General features: G+C 38.6%; 17 protein-coding genes and 1 pseudogene. 11 read left to right on the forward strand and 7 right to left on the reverse strand.

Annotated elements, in window-relative coordinates; translation table 11 throughout:
• Positions 1-1,755, forward strand: a 1,755-nt coding sequence (locus L654_RS0106145) for a TonB-dependent receptor (RefSeq protein WP_024607573.1), incomplete at its 5' end; no start/stop codon positions are given.
• Positions 1,756-1,965: 210 nt separating this feature from the next.
• Positions 1,966-2,928: a TDT family transporter gene (locus L654_RS0106150; protein ID WP_024607574.1), complete on the forward strand. Its 963-nt coding sequence runs from the start codon at positions 1,966-1,968 to the stop codon at positions 2,926-2,928.
• Between the two features lie 2 nt (positions 2,929-2,930).
• Here the strand turns inward: L654_RS0106150 and L654_RS0106155 are convergent, their stop codons facing one another.
• Complete coding sequence (locus L654_RS0106155) at positions 2,931-3,122, reverse strand: DUF2986 domain-containing protein (RefSeq protein WP_007581250.1); 192 nt, start codon at positions 3,120-3,122, stop codon at positions 2,931-2,933.
• Between the two features lie 137 nt (positions 3,123-3,259).
• On the opposite strand from L654_RS0106155, the gene L654_RS0106160 reads away from it, so the two are divergent.
• Positions 3,260-4,747: a dipeptidase gene (locus L654_RS0106160; RefSeq protein WP_024607575.1), complete on the forward strand. Its 1,488-nt coding sequence runs from the start codon at positions 3,260-3,262 to the stop codon at positions 4,745-4,747.
• 70 nt (positions 4,748-4,817) lie between these two features.
• Here the strand turns inward: L654_RS0106160 and L654_RS0106165 are convergent, their stop codons facing one another.
• Together L654_RS0106165 and L654_RS0106170 are read right to left on the reverse strand one after the other, a co-directional pair.
• Positions 4,818-5,603, reverse strand: coding sequence for a putative porin (locus L654_RS0106165; RefSeq protein ID WP_007581254.1), 786 nt, complete (start codon positions 5,601-5,603; stop codon positions 4,818-4,820).
• Between the two features lie 114 nt (positions 5,604-5,717).
• Entirely contained in the window at positions 5,718-6,485 is a 768-nt protein-coding gene (locus L654_RS0106170; RefSeq protein ID WP_024607576.1) for an EAL domain-containing protein, read from the reverse strand.
• A gap of 234 nt (positions 6,486-6,719) precedes the next feature.
• On the opposite strand from L654_RS0106170, the gene L654_RS0106175 reads away from it, so the two are divergent.
• Positions 6,720-6,905, forward strand: a complete 186-nt coding sequence (locus L654_RS0106175; RefSeq protein ID WP_010555348.1) for a 2TM domain-containing protein — start codon at positions 6,720-6,722, stop codon at positions 6,903-6,905.
• A gap of 70 nt (positions 6,906-6,975) precedes the next feature.
• On the opposite strand, the gene L654_RS0106180 is transcribed toward L654_RS0106175, so the two are convergent.
• The 3 genes from L654_RS0106180 to L654_RS0106190 all read right to left on the reverse strand — a co-directional run bounded on the left by L654_RS0106180 (position 6,976) and on the right by L654_RS0106190 (position 9,207).
• The gene (locus L654_RS0106180; RefSeq protein WP_024607577.1) at positions 6,976-7,416 is read right to left on the reverse strand and encodes an OsmC family protein; all 441 of its coding nucleotides are present in this window, start codon (positions 7,414-7,416) and stop codon (positions 6,976-6,978) included.
• Between the two features lie 124 nt (positions 7,417-7,540).
• On the reverse strand, positions 7,541-7,681 hold the full coding sequence (locus L654_RS1000000127240) for a DUF2256 domain-containing protein (RefSeq protein ID WP_076915499.1): 141 nt from the start codon (positions 7,679-7,681) through the stop codon (positions 7,541-7,543).
• A gap of 2 nt (positions 7,682-7,683) precedes the next feature.
• A complete protein-coding gene (locus L654_RS0106190) occupies positions 7,684-9,207 on the reverse strand; it encodes a deoxyribodipyrimidine photo-lyase (protein ID WP_024607578.1) in 1,524 nt (507 codons plus the stop codon).
• 120 nt (positions 9,208-9,327) lie between these two features.
• On the opposite strand from L654_RS0106190, the gene L654_RS0106195 reads away from it, so the two are divergent.
• The 5 genes from L654_RS0106195 to L654_RS0106215 all read left to right on the forward strand — a co-directional run bounded on the left by L654_RS0106195 (position 9,328) and on the right by L654_RS0106215 (position 14,389).
• Positions 9,328-9,936, forward strand: coding sequence for a flavin reductase family protein (locus L654_RS0106195; protein ID WP_024607579.1), 609 nt, complete (start codon positions 9,328-9,330; stop codon positions 9,934-9,936).
• Between the two features lie 32 nt (positions 9,937-9,968).
• Positions 9,969-11,636, forward strand: coding sequence for a YHYH protein (locus tag L654_RS0106200; protein WP_024607580.1), 1,668 nt, complete (start codon positions 9,969-9,971; stop codon positions 11,634-11,636).
• 9 nt (positions 11,637-11,645) lie between these two features.
• Entirely contained in the window at positions 11,646-12,176 is a 531-nt protein-coding gene (locus L654_RS0106205) for a hypothetical protein (RefSeq protein ID WP_024607581.1), read from the forward strand.
• Positions 12,176-13,621: an ATP-binding protein gene (locus L654_RS0106210; RefSeq protein ID WP_024607582.1), complete on the forward strand. Its 1,446-nt coding sequence runs from the start codon at positions 12,176-12,178 to the stop codon at positions 13,619-13,621. Before L654_RS0106205 ends, L654_RS0106210 begins: the two co-directional genes overlap by 1 nt.
• Positions 13,622-13,714: 93 nt before the next feature.
• Positions 13,715-14,389 carry a response regulator gene (locus tag L654_RS0106215; RefSeq protein ID WP_024607583.1) on the forward strand — a complete coding sequence of 225 codons (675 nt, stop codon included), beginning with the start codon at positions 13,715-13,717 and terminating at the stop codon, positions 14,387-14,389.
• 27 nt (positions 14,390-14,416) lie between these two features.
• On the opposite strand, the gene L654_RS0106220 is transcribed toward L654_RS0106215, so the two are convergent.
• Positions 14,417-15,274: a PA4780 family RIO1-like protein kinase gene (locus L654_RS0106220; protein ID WP_024607584.1), complete on the reverse strand. Its 858-nt coding sequence runs from the start codon at positions 15,272-15,274 to the stop codon at positions 14,417-14,419.
• Between the two features lie 311 nt (positions 15,275-15,585).
• Here L654_RS0106220 and L654_RS0106225 point away from each other — a divergent pair, with 311 nt between their 5' ends.
• Together L654_RS0106225 and L654_RS0106230 are read left to right on the forward strand one after the other, a co-directional pair.
• The gene (locus tag L654_RS0106225; RefSeq protein ID WP_007581281.1) at positions 15,586-15,861 is read left to right on the forward strand and encodes an EF-hand domain-containing protein; all 276 of its coding nucleotides are present in this window, start codon (positions 15,586-15,588) and stop codon (positions 15,859-15,861) included.
• Between the two features lie 12 nt (positions 15,862-15,873).
• Positions 15,874-16,140 (forward strand): annotated as a pseudogene (locus tag L654_RS0106230) (hypothetical protein); the annotation flags it as partial.

The following is a 16,140-nucleotide window of genomic DNA, read 5'->3' on the forward strand; positions in this document are numbered from 1 at the left end:
GGCGCGGGCGGCGATAATATTGCCGGTGTAATAAGCGTTAATTCTATTTCACCACAGTATAGCGATAGCAATGAATTAGGTTGGCACTCAGGTTATGTGTCAGCAAAGTACAGTAGCGTTGATAACGGACGTAAACTTGGCGTTGGTGCACGTTTAGCAAGTGACACGTTTAGCCTTAATTATCAGGGTTCGTTTAGTGACGCAGATAGTTATGAAGACGGTAACGGCGATGTAGTATTAGATACATTGTATCGAGCACAAAATCATAGTTTAACCGCAGCTATGCGCGATGATAAACAGCAATTAGTTATAAAGCTAACGCATCAAAAAATCCCGTATCAGGGATTTGCAAATCAGTATATGGATATGACCGATAACACCAGCTACGGTGCAATAGCTCAATACAAACGCTCCTTTGAAAACAGCGAGCTTGAAGGGCAAGTTAACTGGCATAGCGTAAAGCACGAAATGGGTTTTTTCAGTGAAGAAAAAACAGGCATGATGCGAATGAAAACCGATGCACAAGATATAAGTACGCAGCTTAAATGGCGTATCGCGCTTAATAAAAACAGCAGTATTTTACTCGCTCAAGAATATTACAATTACAGCATTGATGATTGGTGGCCAGGTATTGAAGGCTCAACCATGATGGGACCAGACGATTACGTAAATATAAATAACGGTAAACGAGAGCGCATAGCGGCATTTGCAGAATTTGAGAGCCAAATAAATACAAAGTTATGGTTAAACGCAGGCGTACGTATTGAAAGTATTAATAGCCACGTTGGAGAGGTTCAATCTTACAACGATGGTATGAGTATGACGGATATGGATGATATGAGCGATACGTCTACAGATAATACCATCGCTACTGAGAATTTTAATGCTGGCGACAGAGATAAAACCGACACTATAGTTGATGCTAACTTATTAATTAACTATCAAATAACAAATTATGATGAGCTGCAATTTGGTCTTGCCCGTAAAAACCGAGCGCCTAATTTATATGAACGATACAGTTGGGGTGTAAGTACCATGGCAACCACCATGATTGGTTGGTATGGCGATGGTAATGGTTATATTGGTAAGCCTGATTTAGACGTTGAAACAGCGCATACAATAAGTGCTACTTATATTAAATTAGCTAAAGATGACCGTTGGCGATTAAGCACCAATGTTTGGTATACAGATGTGAGTGACTATATTGATGCTGATATTGTAAGAAGCTTCAATAGTTATGACTTGGACAATACAGCGCGTAACATTTTTCAGTTTACTAATGTAGATGCTATTTTGTATGGTGCAAAAATAGATTTAACAGCCAATATTTATGAATCTAAGGATTTAGGTAACTGGCAGTTACACGCTAATGTTGCTAATACGAGAGGCAAGCGCGACGATACTAATCAGCCACTTTATCAAATTAAACCACTGCAAACTCAGCTAGGTATTAGCCAGCAAATAGGTCGATTTGAAAATGCGTTATCTTGGCAGTGGGTCGATACTAAAAGCCGTGTAGATAATAATCGTTTTGAAAACCAAACAGACAGCTACAGCCTGGTTAATTTAAGATCTAAAGCCACATGGGATTCATTAACGCTAAGCGCAGAAGTGAGTAACGTGTTTGATGAGTACTACCAACTTCCGCTAGGGGGTGTAAGTATTGCGGCACTTAAACAAGATAGCAGCAACGGGTTCGAACAACTTGCTGGGCAGGGTCGTTCACTTAATGTAAGCGTTAGTTACGCGTTCTAACTAAACTAAATTTTAAAAATAAAGCAAAAGCCATAACTGTGTTATGGCTTTTTTTGCGTTTTAATATGTAAGCCGTAAACTTATTTTTATGAAATGTTTGTATGCAAAAAGCGTTCTATTAAACACGCTTGTATTAATTTTACAGCGTTATTTTAAGGCAATGCAGTAAAAAGCAGTAACTTGTTCATCACCCAATGATTAGGAAATACAGTGTTTAAGCAATTTAAAAATAAAGTGATGGGTGCGCCAACAGCTATGGCCGGTTTAGCTTTGGGTATTGCCAGTATGGGATGGACATGGGAAAACGTTTTTAATTTAAACTCCCAAGGGCAATTTTTGGGAGCGGTACTAGCTGGCGTATTAGTTTTACTTTTGGCTGCTAAGTTTTTACTACACCCTCATTTATTAAAAGCCGATTTAGCACACCCAGTTGCAGGAAGTGTGATCCCTACATTTGCAATGGCTAATCTTGTTATTTCAAACTCAGTTGGGCAATTTAACTCATTAGCTGGCGACATTATGTGGGTTTTAGCTTTTGTGCTGCATCTTACATTTTTGATGAGTTTTTTATACCAGCGAGCAAAAAAGTTTAACTTTGAGGATATGGCGCCCAGCTGGTTTGTGCCGCCAGTGGGGATAATTATTGCAGATGTTACTTTTTCGGGAAATCCGACATTAGCGTGGTTAGCTTATAGCGCACTGGTGATTGGTATATCAACGTACAGTATTATGCTGCCAATTATGTTTTATCGTTTTTTATTAGCATTAAAAAGTGACTACGAAATACAGCCAACACTTGCCATTTTAGCTGCGCCTGCCAGTTTAACATTAGCGGGGTATTTTCATATTGTTGCTAATCCATCACTCTTTATAGTATGGGCATTATTTATATTAGCGATAATAAAAACACTGATTGTTTATGTGTTATTTATAAAGTTATTACGCAGACCTTTTACGCCGAGCTACGCTGCTTTTACATTTCCAATGGTTATTGGGGCAACTGCATTATTTAAAATGAAAGACTGGATGCAAAGTATAAACCTCGCAATGCCATATGTAGATACAGTTAATTACTTAGCTACGTTTGAACTTATAGTTGCCACGGCAGTAGTTGGTTATGTAAGTGCTCGGTACTTTTGCCACTTTAAATTATCAAAGCAACAGGTAACGTAGAGTTACTCTTGGGTTGCCTGTGGCTCATTACTTTCTTGTTCAGCTAGTTTTTCGCGCTCAGCTTTTGACACATAACCAGGTTTGTTGCTTTTATGTAGTTTAGCGTTAGTGCGTTTATCTTTCTTTTGAAATTTAGTGACGATTTTTTTACGACGGTTCACAATTAAATACCCTGTTAATTTTAAGTCGCGCATTATACAGTCATCCTCATAAAAGCTGCTATATAAATATTCAGCTTAAGTTACCTGCGTGTTTAGCGTAAAGAGCTATAAGTAAGCGCTTCATAGCGTTATAATTACCGCTCTTAGTTATTAATTAAATGGGAATTGTTTTGAAAAAGTTAGCTTTAGCCAGTATTGCTTTATTTGCGTTTGGTGCTCATGCGCAGTTAAATAAAAATATTGATAGCGTTGCCGATTACGCAGTAAATACCTACCAAAATGCTCAAATACACACACTAACTAACTTAGTGGCTTTTCCGACCGTTAATAAAAGCGACATTACAGCCCCTCAAAATCCCGATTTTATTGGCTTTAAAGCACTGTTAAAAATGAAAGCCGCAGAGCTTGGTTTTGACTACCAAGATTTAGGCTACACCGTTTTAATTGGAATGGGCGAGCAAAGCGAAAAAGTAACGGTAGTAACCCACGGCGACGTGCAACCTGCTAATGCTAGCAAATGGAAACAAAGTCCTTTTATTATTGATACATCTGAACCGGGAAAATTAGTTGGTCGTGGTACGGAAGACGATAAAGGTGCAATAGCAACAGCGCTTTACGCCATGAAAGCAATTAAAGATAAAGGCATAACCCTTAATAACCGAATTGAGCTGATGATTTACCTTGCTGAGGAGTCTGATTGGGGTCCGCTTACTCAATTTATGAAAACGTATGAGCAACCCAAATATGCAGTAACGATTGATGCATCATACCCTGTAGTGGTTGCCGAGAAAGGCTGGAGCTTAATTGCACCTACTTTTAATGCAACATCACCACAGACGGGTTTATATGTAAAGGATGTAACTGGCGGTGCGTTTAGAAGCCAAATTCCAGAAGACGCCAGCTTAGTACTTCACAATGCAGACGCTGCACTTATTAATACATTAAAAGCAAAAGCCAAAACATTAAATAAAGTTGAGTTTAACTTTAGTGAGCAAAATGATGCCTTAGCAATAAGTGTTAAAGGTATGTCGGGGCATTCATCAGAGCCGGAGTCGGGTATAAATGCCATTGCTTATTTAGCTGAGTTATTTAAAGGCGTGGAGCTTGAAAATAACAGTGACGGTGAGCTAATCGACTTTGTGAATCAGTTAATTGGTTTAGATATTCATGGTAAACAGTTTGGCGAAATAGCTTACAAGCACGACTTTATGGGCCCGATGACAGTGGCACCAACCGTTATTGAGCGCGATGGTAATGCGCTAACACTTGCTGTAAATGCACGTCGCCCTATGGGTAAAGACGAAGCTGTATTACAAAAGCAAATTGATGATGCGCTCGCTAATTGGCAAGCCACTAACAATGTAAAGCTTGCCAACATAGAAACAATCATTGGCACACCTATGCTGCTTGATAGCGCGCCGCATGCGCAAAAGCTGCTTGATATTTTTAAGCATTTTACGGGCGACGAAAAAGCTGACTTTGTATCAATAGGTGGTGGCACTAACGCAAAGCTGTTTGATAATGCGGTATCGTTTGGTCCTTCAATGCCGGGTAAGCGCTACACAGGTCACTCAGAGCATGAATTTATGACACTTGAGCAACTTGAGCTTAATTTACGTATGTACACAGCGATGATGATAGAGCTAGGTAATATGTAACCTAAAGTTATTTAGAAAATGCCGCCTTGTTTAACTGAACTGACCCAGCAAGGCGGCTTTTTTGTGTTTATTAAAATTGGGCTACAAAGCTAAGATTATATACATCATAGTTATCATTATCAGTGTAATTAGCTGTGAAGTAGTAGCTATCATTAATAAAGTACTTACCTTCAATAACTAAATCAGAGTCGTTTGAGCCAATACCGACTGCAACATGTTTATTAAAGTAATAGTTTGCGAGCACATTAAAAACTGAGTCGTCGCCAACATCTAGATAGTCAACATTTATAGCAAAATAACTGTCATCGTAAAGATGGGCAAAGTAACGTGATGATAGGTCCCATGACTCTGTTTCATCATCTGTTTCAACAGTAAAACCAATGTAGTCGGTGTCATTAATTTCATGATTATATTGAGCTTTAAATAAATAAACTGTATCGCTATATTCATAATCTAACATACGAACAGATACTTTTAGTGAATCAGCAAATAAGTAACCTAAACCAAGTGAATAGTTGTCGGCATCACCAATATTAGGTAGTTCAAAAGTTGCAAAAGCATTGCCGTAAAAGCCTTCTCCAAAAATACCTTTTCCACTATAACCATCTGAATTAAAATAATTTAAGCCTATATTACTATCTGTATCCAAGTAGCCATAATCATCCCACACACCTGAGTTTTGCTGTTCCTCAAAGTAATAGTGAGTTGATAACCCGTACACATCATCACTGTAATAATCAGAATCAATTTTTGCGTAGTTTATAGAGTTAAACCATTGTTTTGATTCTGACTGCTCGACGTTTGCAGACGCTGTACAGCTAAGTGCGAGTAAAGTGAGTGGCATTAAAAAGCGCATAAGTATCCCTTCTTATAATTAAGTAAATTTGTTACTAGAATGGGTATTATATTTATGAGGTTTTATAAGGCAATTAAATGATTGTAATAAAGTGTTTGGGTATTGTAGATTTTCCTAATTAAAAACGTAGGTTACCTCAGGCAAGTTTTCAAAGCTTGGTTTGGCAAATAAATACCCTTGCATAAGCTCAACACCTGCGTTTTTAAGCCATGTATATTCATCTACTGTTTCAATCCCTTCAGCCAGTGCAATAATATTTAAATCGCGAAACATATTTAAGCAATGAGTTACTATTAATTGGCGTTTTTTGTCGTTGCTTATATCGCGTATTAGCGCCATATCCAGCTTGATAATATCTGTTTGAAAGTCAGCCAGTAGATTTAAACCAGAATAACCTGCACCAAAGTCATCAGTGGCGGTTTTAAATCCGAGAGACTGATAGTAATCAACAACGCGTTTAATGTGTGCGGTGTCTTCTATTTTTTCTACTTCAGTAAATTCAAACATAATATTTTGAATTGGGAAGTTATACTTTTTTGCAGCTTCTAGTGTGGTGCGTATACATCGCTCTGGTTTATAAATAGCATTAGGTAAAAAGTTAATGCTTAGCATTGATGTTATGCCTAGCTCTGAGGCAAGTTTAATGGCTTTAATACGACAAAGTTGATCAAATGCATAGCGGTTGTCTTCATTCACTTTTGAAATGATTGAATAAGCAGACTCGCCATTTAAACCTCTAACCAGCGCTTCATAGCCATAAATAAGATTAGTTTTACAGTTTATAATCGGTTGAAAAGCCATAGAAAAATCAAATTCGAGATCGTTAGCGTCAGCACAGTTACTACACGTAACTTTTTCACAATCTTTTGATTTTTCGCTCATTTAGCTCATCCTTTTATGTTTATTTGTTTATTTGTTTATTTGTTTAGGTTAGTTGAGATTAGATTCTAACACAAATAGATTAAAGTATTGTTTTTTATGTTTTTATACATAATAAATAACTATGTAATTAAATGAAAAGTGATGACTAATGTCAGATCACTTAGTGACATTTAGCAGGTGTGTACGTTGCTTATTAAAACAATAATAGCGACATACATTACTTGGAGAATATAAATGAGCAATACAGTGACATTAGGCAAAAAAATTAAAGGATATTTACTTATTTTAACTTTGCTAAGCGTTATAAATTTACTAACTTCGCCTAGTTATATATGGGTAGTATGGCCAGCAATTGGTATGGGAATAGGGCTTGTAGTAAGTACTTTGAGTAGGAATAAACCTAAAAATACTTCTTTATAATAAGCAAGCCAAGTAATTACTTACTTGGCTTTTTTAGTAAGGAACTGTCTAAACAGTTAAGTCTAAATATTTAAAATGCTGATTGAAGTGTCGCATCTAGTGATATTTCGGTATTTAAGAGCTTGGAAATAGGGCAGCTCTTTTTGGTTTGCTCACATAAGGCTTGAAACTGCTCGTTTTGAATATCATCAATACGCGCTTTTACCTCAAGGGCAATATGCGTTACCGAAAAGCCATCATCTACTTCATCAAGGCTTACAGTGGCTTTAGTATCAATTTTATCTGCGGTAAAACCTGCATCACCTAATGCAAGCGAAAGCGCCATACTAAAACATGCACTGTGCGCCGCACCTACTAATTCTTCAGGGTTTGAGCCTGCCTCATCTTCAAAGCGAGTATTAAAGCCATAAGGTTGTTTATCAAGCGCACCACTTTGAGTTGAAATGCTACCTTTGCCTGTTTTAATATCGCCAGACCATGTTGAGCTTGCCGTCTTTTTAATCGTCGTCATCATCTTCTCCTTGCTTGATTGTAAGCTTTTCAGGTTAGATAAGCGTTATTTACAAAATAAGCTTACATAAAGCCTTAAAAGCAATAATTACTGATGATGTTGCAAAATAGACGCCAGTTAATTGTTATCCCTGTTTATTTCGCTTACAGCGCTCTGAACAGTAAATAACGTTATCCCAGTCGCGTTGCCATTTTTTACGCCAAGTAAAAGGTTTATTGCAAGTGGGGCATATTTTTTGAGGTAAGTTTAGTTTTTTGTGCGCCATACTTACTTAGTCTCACAATTACTTTTAGTATCCGTTTTATTTTTTGCTTGGCTTGTTTTTGGTGTAATTGCTACGTGCCTTCTAAGAATCCTCCCTATGGCGCGTTTAACATCGGCTCGCTCACGATATTGCCATAAGCGCTCGCGTGCTTCTTTTGAGGCAGCTGTTAAATCAAGCATGGGTTCAGGGTAATCCTCCCCTAACTTAAAGTCGTTAAAGAGTGCTTCCATCGGAGTTTGCTCCCAAGGCTGATGTAAATATTCAATAGGGAGTTTTTCAAGCTCGGGGCACCACTTTTTAATAAACGAACCTGTTGGGTCTTGATCCTCCGATTGTTTAATTGGGTTGTAGTGCCTAATGGTGTTAATGCCTGTTACCGAGGCTTGCATTTGAATTTGCGGATAATGAATCCCTGGCTCAAAATCTAAAAAGTAATTAGCGAGAGGAAAGCTTGCTTGCTGCCAGCTTATATTTAAATGATGCGTTACAAAGCTTACAAGCATGGCGCGCATTCTAAAATTTATATAACCGGTGGCTTTTAAGCAGCGCATACAAGCGTCAATAATGGGAATACCTGTTTGACCTTGTGTCCAGCGTTCAATATCGTTTTTCACATGTTCATCATCGCGATACGGAAATACATGATAACCCGGGTTAAGGGCTAAAAACTCCATAGAGCATTCGCTTTCAAACTTTTGCATAAAGTGGCAGTGCCAATGCAAACGCGATACAAACGCAGCAAGTGGTCGCTTCCAGCCTCTTTTATCAGGGTGTGTTGAATGGTATTCATCAATAGCCATTTGATACACTTGCCTAAGGCTAATGTTCCCCCACGCTAAATACGGCGAAAGTCGAGAGCAATGTGTTTGGCTTAAACTTGGGCTCGATATTCCTTTTTGATAACCTTTACCGCGCTCGGCAAAAAAGCTCTGCATTACAGTTCGCGCATGCAGCGGGCCACCTTGTTGAAAGCTGTCGTGATCTTGCGTGTAAGCGCTTGGTAGCTCAGGTGTTTGGTAGTTATTGAGGGTAATTGTTTTTATACTCTTCCAATTAGGAACTGCAATAGGTGCTTGCATTGTTTGCTGCCAGCGTTCGTTCCAATTATTACGATTTTTTTTGCCGCGAATAACCGCGCCTGTTTGCGACTCTTGCCAATTAATGTGGTTATGCTGGCACCAGGCTTTAATGGCTTTATCGCGCTCAAAGGTATTGTTTAAGCCTATTTCTTGATGGCTAAAAATATTAACTATTTCAAACTGCGGTTTTAACGACTCAAGTAAGTCTCTCATATTTAAATTAAATATATAAACACAGGCGTTAAAACGCGCTAGCTGATTATTTAACTCAACTATTGATTGATACACAAAGCGCCAGTGCCGCTCATTGTAGTGTGCATCTTCGAGCAGTAATGGCTCAAAGTTATAAAGTAACAGGGTAGGTAAGCCATTACTGAATGCATTTTTTAATGGTTGATGATCGCTAAGACGTAAATCACGTTTAAACCACACGATGTTTATTTTCATATAATTTGTTTATTGCTTTAAATAGAGATAAAAATTAGCTTGTTATTTAACTGAGTCAGCCAAACTTATACGTAACTAACTTGAATTAAGATTTAGTTTTAATGTATTAAAAGGAAAAGTATGTTTTTAGATTTAACTGTAAATAAAGAGCTTAATGTTTATTCGTATTTAGTTGGCGGGATCAGCCCTCGTCCAATTGCATGGATAAGTACATTAAGTAGCGACGGTGTGGCTAATATTGCTCCTTACTCATTTTTTACAGTAGCGAGTTGTAACCCACCAGTATTGAGTGTGACGCAAGTAAATCCACGCGATAAACCAAGTAAAGATACATTAATTAACTTATTAGCGACTAAAGAATGTGTGATTAACATTGTGAGTCATGAGCAGGTTGAAAAAATGAATCAAAGCTGTGCTAATTACCCTAGTGATGTTAGTGAGTTTGATGCTGCAAATATAACTAAAATTGATAGCCAAATGGTCGCAGTGCCGAGTGTTGCTGATTCAAAAGTACGCTATGAGTGTAAGCTACGTGAAGTTATTACTATTTCAAGCGAGCCTGGCGGCGGACAAATGATGTTGTTAGACATAGTGGGTATTTGTGTTGACGATGAGGTGCTTGTTGATGGTTATATTGACCCAACACTTTTAGATGCGGTAGGTAGAATGGGTGGGGATTATTATGCAACCACTAAAGACAAATTTGTACTTAAACGACCACAAATCTAGTTTTATGTTTATTCTTCCTTAGTTTGTGCACATTGTTTGCACTTTTACTTGTTAACTTTGTTTTATTAAACGTTAAAGTAAAGGTTCAAACATTGAAAACACTTCTTAAAACAAAAGCCTCTAATGTAACTAAGTTATTTGCATTAAGCGCGCTTTGCATCGCTTTAAGCGCATGTAACAGCGATTCTACAAGTACTACAACAGACGGCGAGACAGTCAGTAATAGTGCTCCAACGGTTGACGCCGGTATTGACCAAACTGTTAATGCGGGCGATACCGTTTATTTAAGTTCAACAGTTGAAGATGATGGCGAAGTATCTGTTAGCTGGTCACAAACATCAGGCACTACCGTTAGCTTATCTTCAAGTACTGCAACGTCTACTGAGTTTGTTGCACCTGAAGTTTTAACCGATGAAGCACTTGTATTTGAAATCAGTGCAGATGACGGCACAAACGATGTCGTTGTAGATACAGTTATAGTTAATGTTATTGCTTCATCAGACTCAGGCTCAGATACTGGTGCAGTTGATAATAGTGCAAAACTTACCAGCTGGTTAATTAACAACGATACAACCTCTACTTATATACAAAACAATGGCGCAGTGGTTGAAGATGTTCAATCAGTTGAGGTTGTTACTGTTACTGAGGAAGATGCTGACGTTGAATACATGTATGTGCAAACAACTGACATTCCTAAATATGACGTAACGCTTACACAAGACCAAGTAGACGTACTTAATAATCGCCCGCGTGCAGCTACTGATTTTTATAACGGTGTAACCTCAGCAGCAGTAGGGCAAACTATTTCGTTTGGTGAAGATATTGGCTATAACAGCAGTACTGAAAACTGTGATGACACAGGCGGTGCAGGCTATTGGCCTCCAGGACCCGGTTGCCCAACAGAACAAACAGTTGAGGCGTATTTTCCGATAACACCTACCGATTTATCTGACACTGAAACTTGTGAAACAGGTTTAGGTACAGTTGGCTTAATGGTTAATGGCACCAGTATATTTAACTGGGGCGATGGTATGAGCTACGGTAATAATATTTGGTATACATTAGCGCCCATTGCTGAGCAATACGATGTTGATGTGTGTGGCGGACATGCTGCTAACGGTGAATATCATCACCATTTTTACACGAGTTGCTTAGCTGATTTACTTGAAGATGATGGCGATGCGCATTCACCTATTTATGGCTTTGCAGCTGATGGCTATCCGCTTTACGGTCCTTATGAAAGTAACGGACAACTAGCATTGAGTGGCTGGGAAATGCGTGATTATGGCGCATCAGAAAGTGAAGGTGGTTGTGGTACTGAGGGCGAGCGAAGCTGTACCTTAGTTGATCAATACGATGTTAGCCAAGGCACACAAACAAGTGATGCAGGCCCTGCTATTGGCGCACAAGTGACGACGCTCTCTGGTAATACATTAAATGCCGACGATGGTTATTACTTTGAAGATTTCTACTACGCACAAAAAACAGTAACCGGTGCTCAATTAGATGAGCATAACGGCCACGATACTAACGACGGCAAGGGTTATCACTACCATATAACACTAACGTTAGACAGCGATGGTAAATTACAGCCTTCTTTCCCTTATCAAATAGGGCCTCGTTTTAAAGGTCAATTAGCCGATAATTCAATTGGTCGCTGTGATACGGGCGAAACAATGGGTCCACCACCGGGAATGTAAGGAGTAACTATGCGTTATTTTAAATACGCATTGATCCTAACTACTGCTGCGCTATTGAGCTTTAAGCTCTTTGCGCAGCAGGAAATGATGGATCATAGCCATATGCCTATAGCAGTGCCAAGTGATACGCCAATTCCGGCATTAAGCCTTAAGTTATTAAAAGATAGTATGTCGGGTTATAACTTAATTTTAGATACGCAGCGCTATGATTTATCTGTACCCCCTGAGGGCGCAATGAACATGCAGCAAATGATGAGCGTTACTACAAACGATGACACGGGCTTTTTACAAGGTCATGCTCATTTATATATAAATGGGGTTAAAATACAGCGAATTTACGGACATGCATTGCATTTACCTGCTAACTTATTTAAAAGTGGTATAAATACCGTATCGGTTACTTTAAATAATCATGGTCATATGTATTGGACCGCTCAAGACAAAAAAATAGTTGCTACATTGTATGTTAACGATCAAACCACAGAGTTTATAACATACCGATTTGAAAGCTTTCCTAGCAAGGTTGAAAACACGCATTAATGAAAATTCATAATAAACTTTTTTTAATACTATTTAGTTTTACCTTTAGTGTTATTGCAGGGCTAGTAGTACTTATACAATGGAGTATAGGGCAAGGCGTAATTGATTTTGTTAATGCAAAAGAAGTAAAAGCGCTTGAACCACTTGTTGTGCAACTTGCAAAGCAATACGAACAAAACCCCTCATGGGAACGTGTTGTCGGCAATGGCGAAAATTTTAGAAAACTTATTGAATCGCAGCTAGAAAATAGCCAGTTTTTACCTAGGCCACCAGAAGGTCCAGGCCCCAGAGGGGGAATGATGCGACGGCCGCCACCCGATCATATTCGTTTAGGGGGAGAGCGCCGCCTACCACCTGAAAATATTGCTCACTACGCTTTGCTTGACGAAAATAAGCAGCGAGTAGTGGGTAGATACCTCAGCGATTTAAAATATATAACAACCCCAATTACAGTGGGCGATAAAACAGTGGGTTACTTAGCTGTTTCCAAAAGAGATAGCTTGGTTGATGGTTATGAGCTTGATTTTTTACAGCAGCAAACTAACTACTTATGGTTTATTGCTTTAGCCGCTGTATTGCTTACATTGCTAGTTACCTTTTTATTGTCTCGTCACTTAGTTAGCCCAGTAAAGCAAATTGCTAATGGTATGCATCGCTTAACGCAAGGTAATTACGAGACCAAACTTACGCTTGAGCGAAAAGACGAATTAGGCCAATTAAGCGAAGATTTTAATATCCTTGCATTTACACTCGCTAAAGACGAGCAAGTGCGCAAACGCTGGCTTGCCAATATTTCTCACGAGCTTAGAACGCCAATGAGTATTTTGCTCGGTGAACTTGAAGCTATGCTACTTGGAATACGTGAGCCTAATGCAAAAAATATTAACTCGGCTAACGACGAGGCATTGCATTTAAAACGCTTAATAGATGATTTGCATATGCTCAATAGCGCAGAGTTAGGGGGTATGCATTACACTATGCAACCTACTGATATGGCGTTATTATTAAATACTATTGAGCAAAAATATCAGGTTATACTTGAGCAGCACAATATAAAAATTTACTTACTCAATAGCGCTAAACACATAACTGTACAAGCAGATAAAACCCGACTTTTGCAGCTGCTCGATAATATTTTAATGAACGCGGTGCACTATGCACAATGCACCACTATTTCATTAACGGCTAATAATATAAGCATTAAAGGGCAAACCTACTTAGAGCTTATAATTGAAGATAATGGCGTAGGTGTAGAGCAGTCGCATTTATCGCATTTGTTTGAGTATTTATATCGAGTAGATAGTTCGCGTAATCGCCAAGAGGGCGGTTCGGGCTTGGGCTTATCTATTTGCCAACATATAGTTAAAGGCCATAATGGTGAAATAGCTGCTGAAAAAGCCACTCTAGGCGGTCTTGCTATTATTATTAGGCTACCAACTATTTAGCTTTAGTTGATTCATATAAAAAGTACGTAACTTGAACTTTGTTTGATATGGTATTTTTATCCTAAGTTTGGATTACTAATAACAGAGAACTCTATGAGCGAACAAATACTGATTGTGGAAGATGAGGTAAAGCTAGCTAACTTAATGAGTGACTTTTTAAGTAGCCATCATTTTGTTACTCATCAAATACATCACGGAAATGAAGTATTACCTTGGCTTGAAATTAACAGGCCGAGCGTGATTTTGCTCGACATAATGCTACCTGGTCAAAGTGGTATAGAACTATGTAAAGCAATCAGGCGCTTTTCAAATGTGCCTATTATTATGGTATCGGCAAAAGTAGAAGAAATAGATAGGCTGCTTGGACTTGAGTTAGGTGCAGATGATTATATTTGTAAGCCGTTTAGTTATGCTGAGCTGGTGGCGCGAGTTAAAGCTATATTAAGGCGATTAAGTAGCGCAAGTGATGTTACAGAGTCAACAATGAAGCTTGACGAGAGCACTTACAGCGTAAAATACAAATCAAGCAGCATAGAGCTAACGAACTTTGAATTTCAGCTATTTAAACCTTTGTTTAACAACCCAAATCGTATTTATTCGCGCGATAGTTTAATGGACACTATGTACGCCGATCAGCGTATTGTGAGCCATCGTACTATTGATAGCCATATTAAAAAGTTGCGTAAAAAACTAGATGAAGTGACACAAACTGAAAGTGTTATTCAGTCTGTTTATGGGGTTGGCTACCGATTTGTGCACCCGCAGTAAGAGGTATTAGTGAGCTATGACGATGAGTTACTCATCATCGTCAGCATTTTTAATTCGCTCTAAACGGTCAAACTCTTCGTATTCGGCAGCTTGAATTTCATCAAGAATAGAATCTACATCAGCAAGTTCATCGCTGTCTTCAAATTCACCTGTAAGCGTTGAATTAGGCGTTAAATTGGCCTCTTCAAATAATGCCCATATTTCTTTAGCGTATTGAGTTTTTAGTATGCTTGGCGCAAATTCACCATAATAGCGGCGTATGTTATTTACATCGCGTGCAAACATAGCTTGTGCACTGTTATTTGCTGAAGCGTTAACTGCTTGCGGTAAATCTATAATTACAGGGCCGTTATTATCTACAAGTACATTAAATTCAGATAAATCGCCGTGTATTATACCTGCGCAAAGCATAAGCTTAATGTAATGCATCATGAGTTTATGCTGCTCAATCGCTTGCTCTTCACTAAAAACGACATGTCCAAGTTGAGGGGCTACGTTACCGTCCTCGTCCGACACGAGTTCCATAAGCAGCACGCCATCAATACAAAAATAAGTATCAGGAACACGTACACCCACGCCAGCTAAACGAGATAACGCATCAACTTCGGCATTTTGCCAAATCTCTTCTTCTAATTGACGGCCATAGCTAGAACGTTTACCCATAGCACGCGCTTGGCGTCCACCACGTACTTTTCGGCCTTCTTGGTATTGTGCCGCTTTTTTAAAGCTACGTTTAACCGCGTCTTTATACACTTTCGCACAGCGAATGTGCTCACCACAGCGGACAATAAATACATCGGCTTCTTTACCGCTCATTAGTCGGCTTATAACTTCGTCAATAAGGCCATCATCAACAAGGGGTTGTAGGCGTTTAGGTATTTTCACAGATTGCCTGCTAAGTAGGGTTGGTTATTAATCATTATTTATGAAAGTGCTCTGTATTTGTTTGTTTAATTGGCTCAAGCAGTATATCAGCTTTGAGAATTAAGGGCAGTAACACTACTGCCTGAGAGTAATTAATCGTATTATTTTATTAGCTTATATATTGATTGCAAAGCAATCAACCAGAACTTTTTAAATAAGTATTTAGATTACTATTTTTTATCCAAATAATTTATTACTTCCTTATTATTTGCACATTGTTTGCGTTTTTAAAGCGTAAGCTTAGTTTAATTCTTAAATACGAGGTTATTACTATGAAGCATTTTTCAACTCTTGCCACTGTGGCAATATTATCTATTGCTTTTTCAGCTAATGTAGCTGCTCGAGGCGGTGACAATCCTCCTGAAAAACCTGATTTTTCAACTATTGATACTGATGGTGATGGCGTAATTAGCTTTGAAGAGTTTAGTGCTAAAAAACCGCCACACGGCGATGCACAAACAATTTTTGATTCTATAGATGCCGATGGTAATGGCGAAATTAGTGAACAAGAACTTAGCGATCATAAACCACCTCGTCGTGAACGCTGAAAGGATACTAAAATGATTAATAGTATTAACAGTAGTTCTGCGAGTTTTATGCCGCAACAAAGTAGTCAGGCTGCAAAGCTAACAACAGAGCAAAGCGATTTTGTTAAAGAAACGCTTGCAGAGTTTGACGCTGAAAACTTAACCGAAGAAAACGCGCAAAGTATTCAAGCGGCATTTAAAGAACAAGGTATTGAACCAACAAAAGAGCTTGCTGATTTAATGAGCGAACTTGAGTTTGATGCTAAAAGCATTGGTGATGCAGGACGAGTGGAAGGTCAA

Source organism: Pseudoalteromonas sp. TAB23 (genome assembly GCF_000498075.1).
GTDB lineage: Bacteria > Pseudomonadota > Gammaproteobacteria > Enterobacterales > Alteromonadaceae > Pseudoalteromonas > Pseudoalteromonas arctica.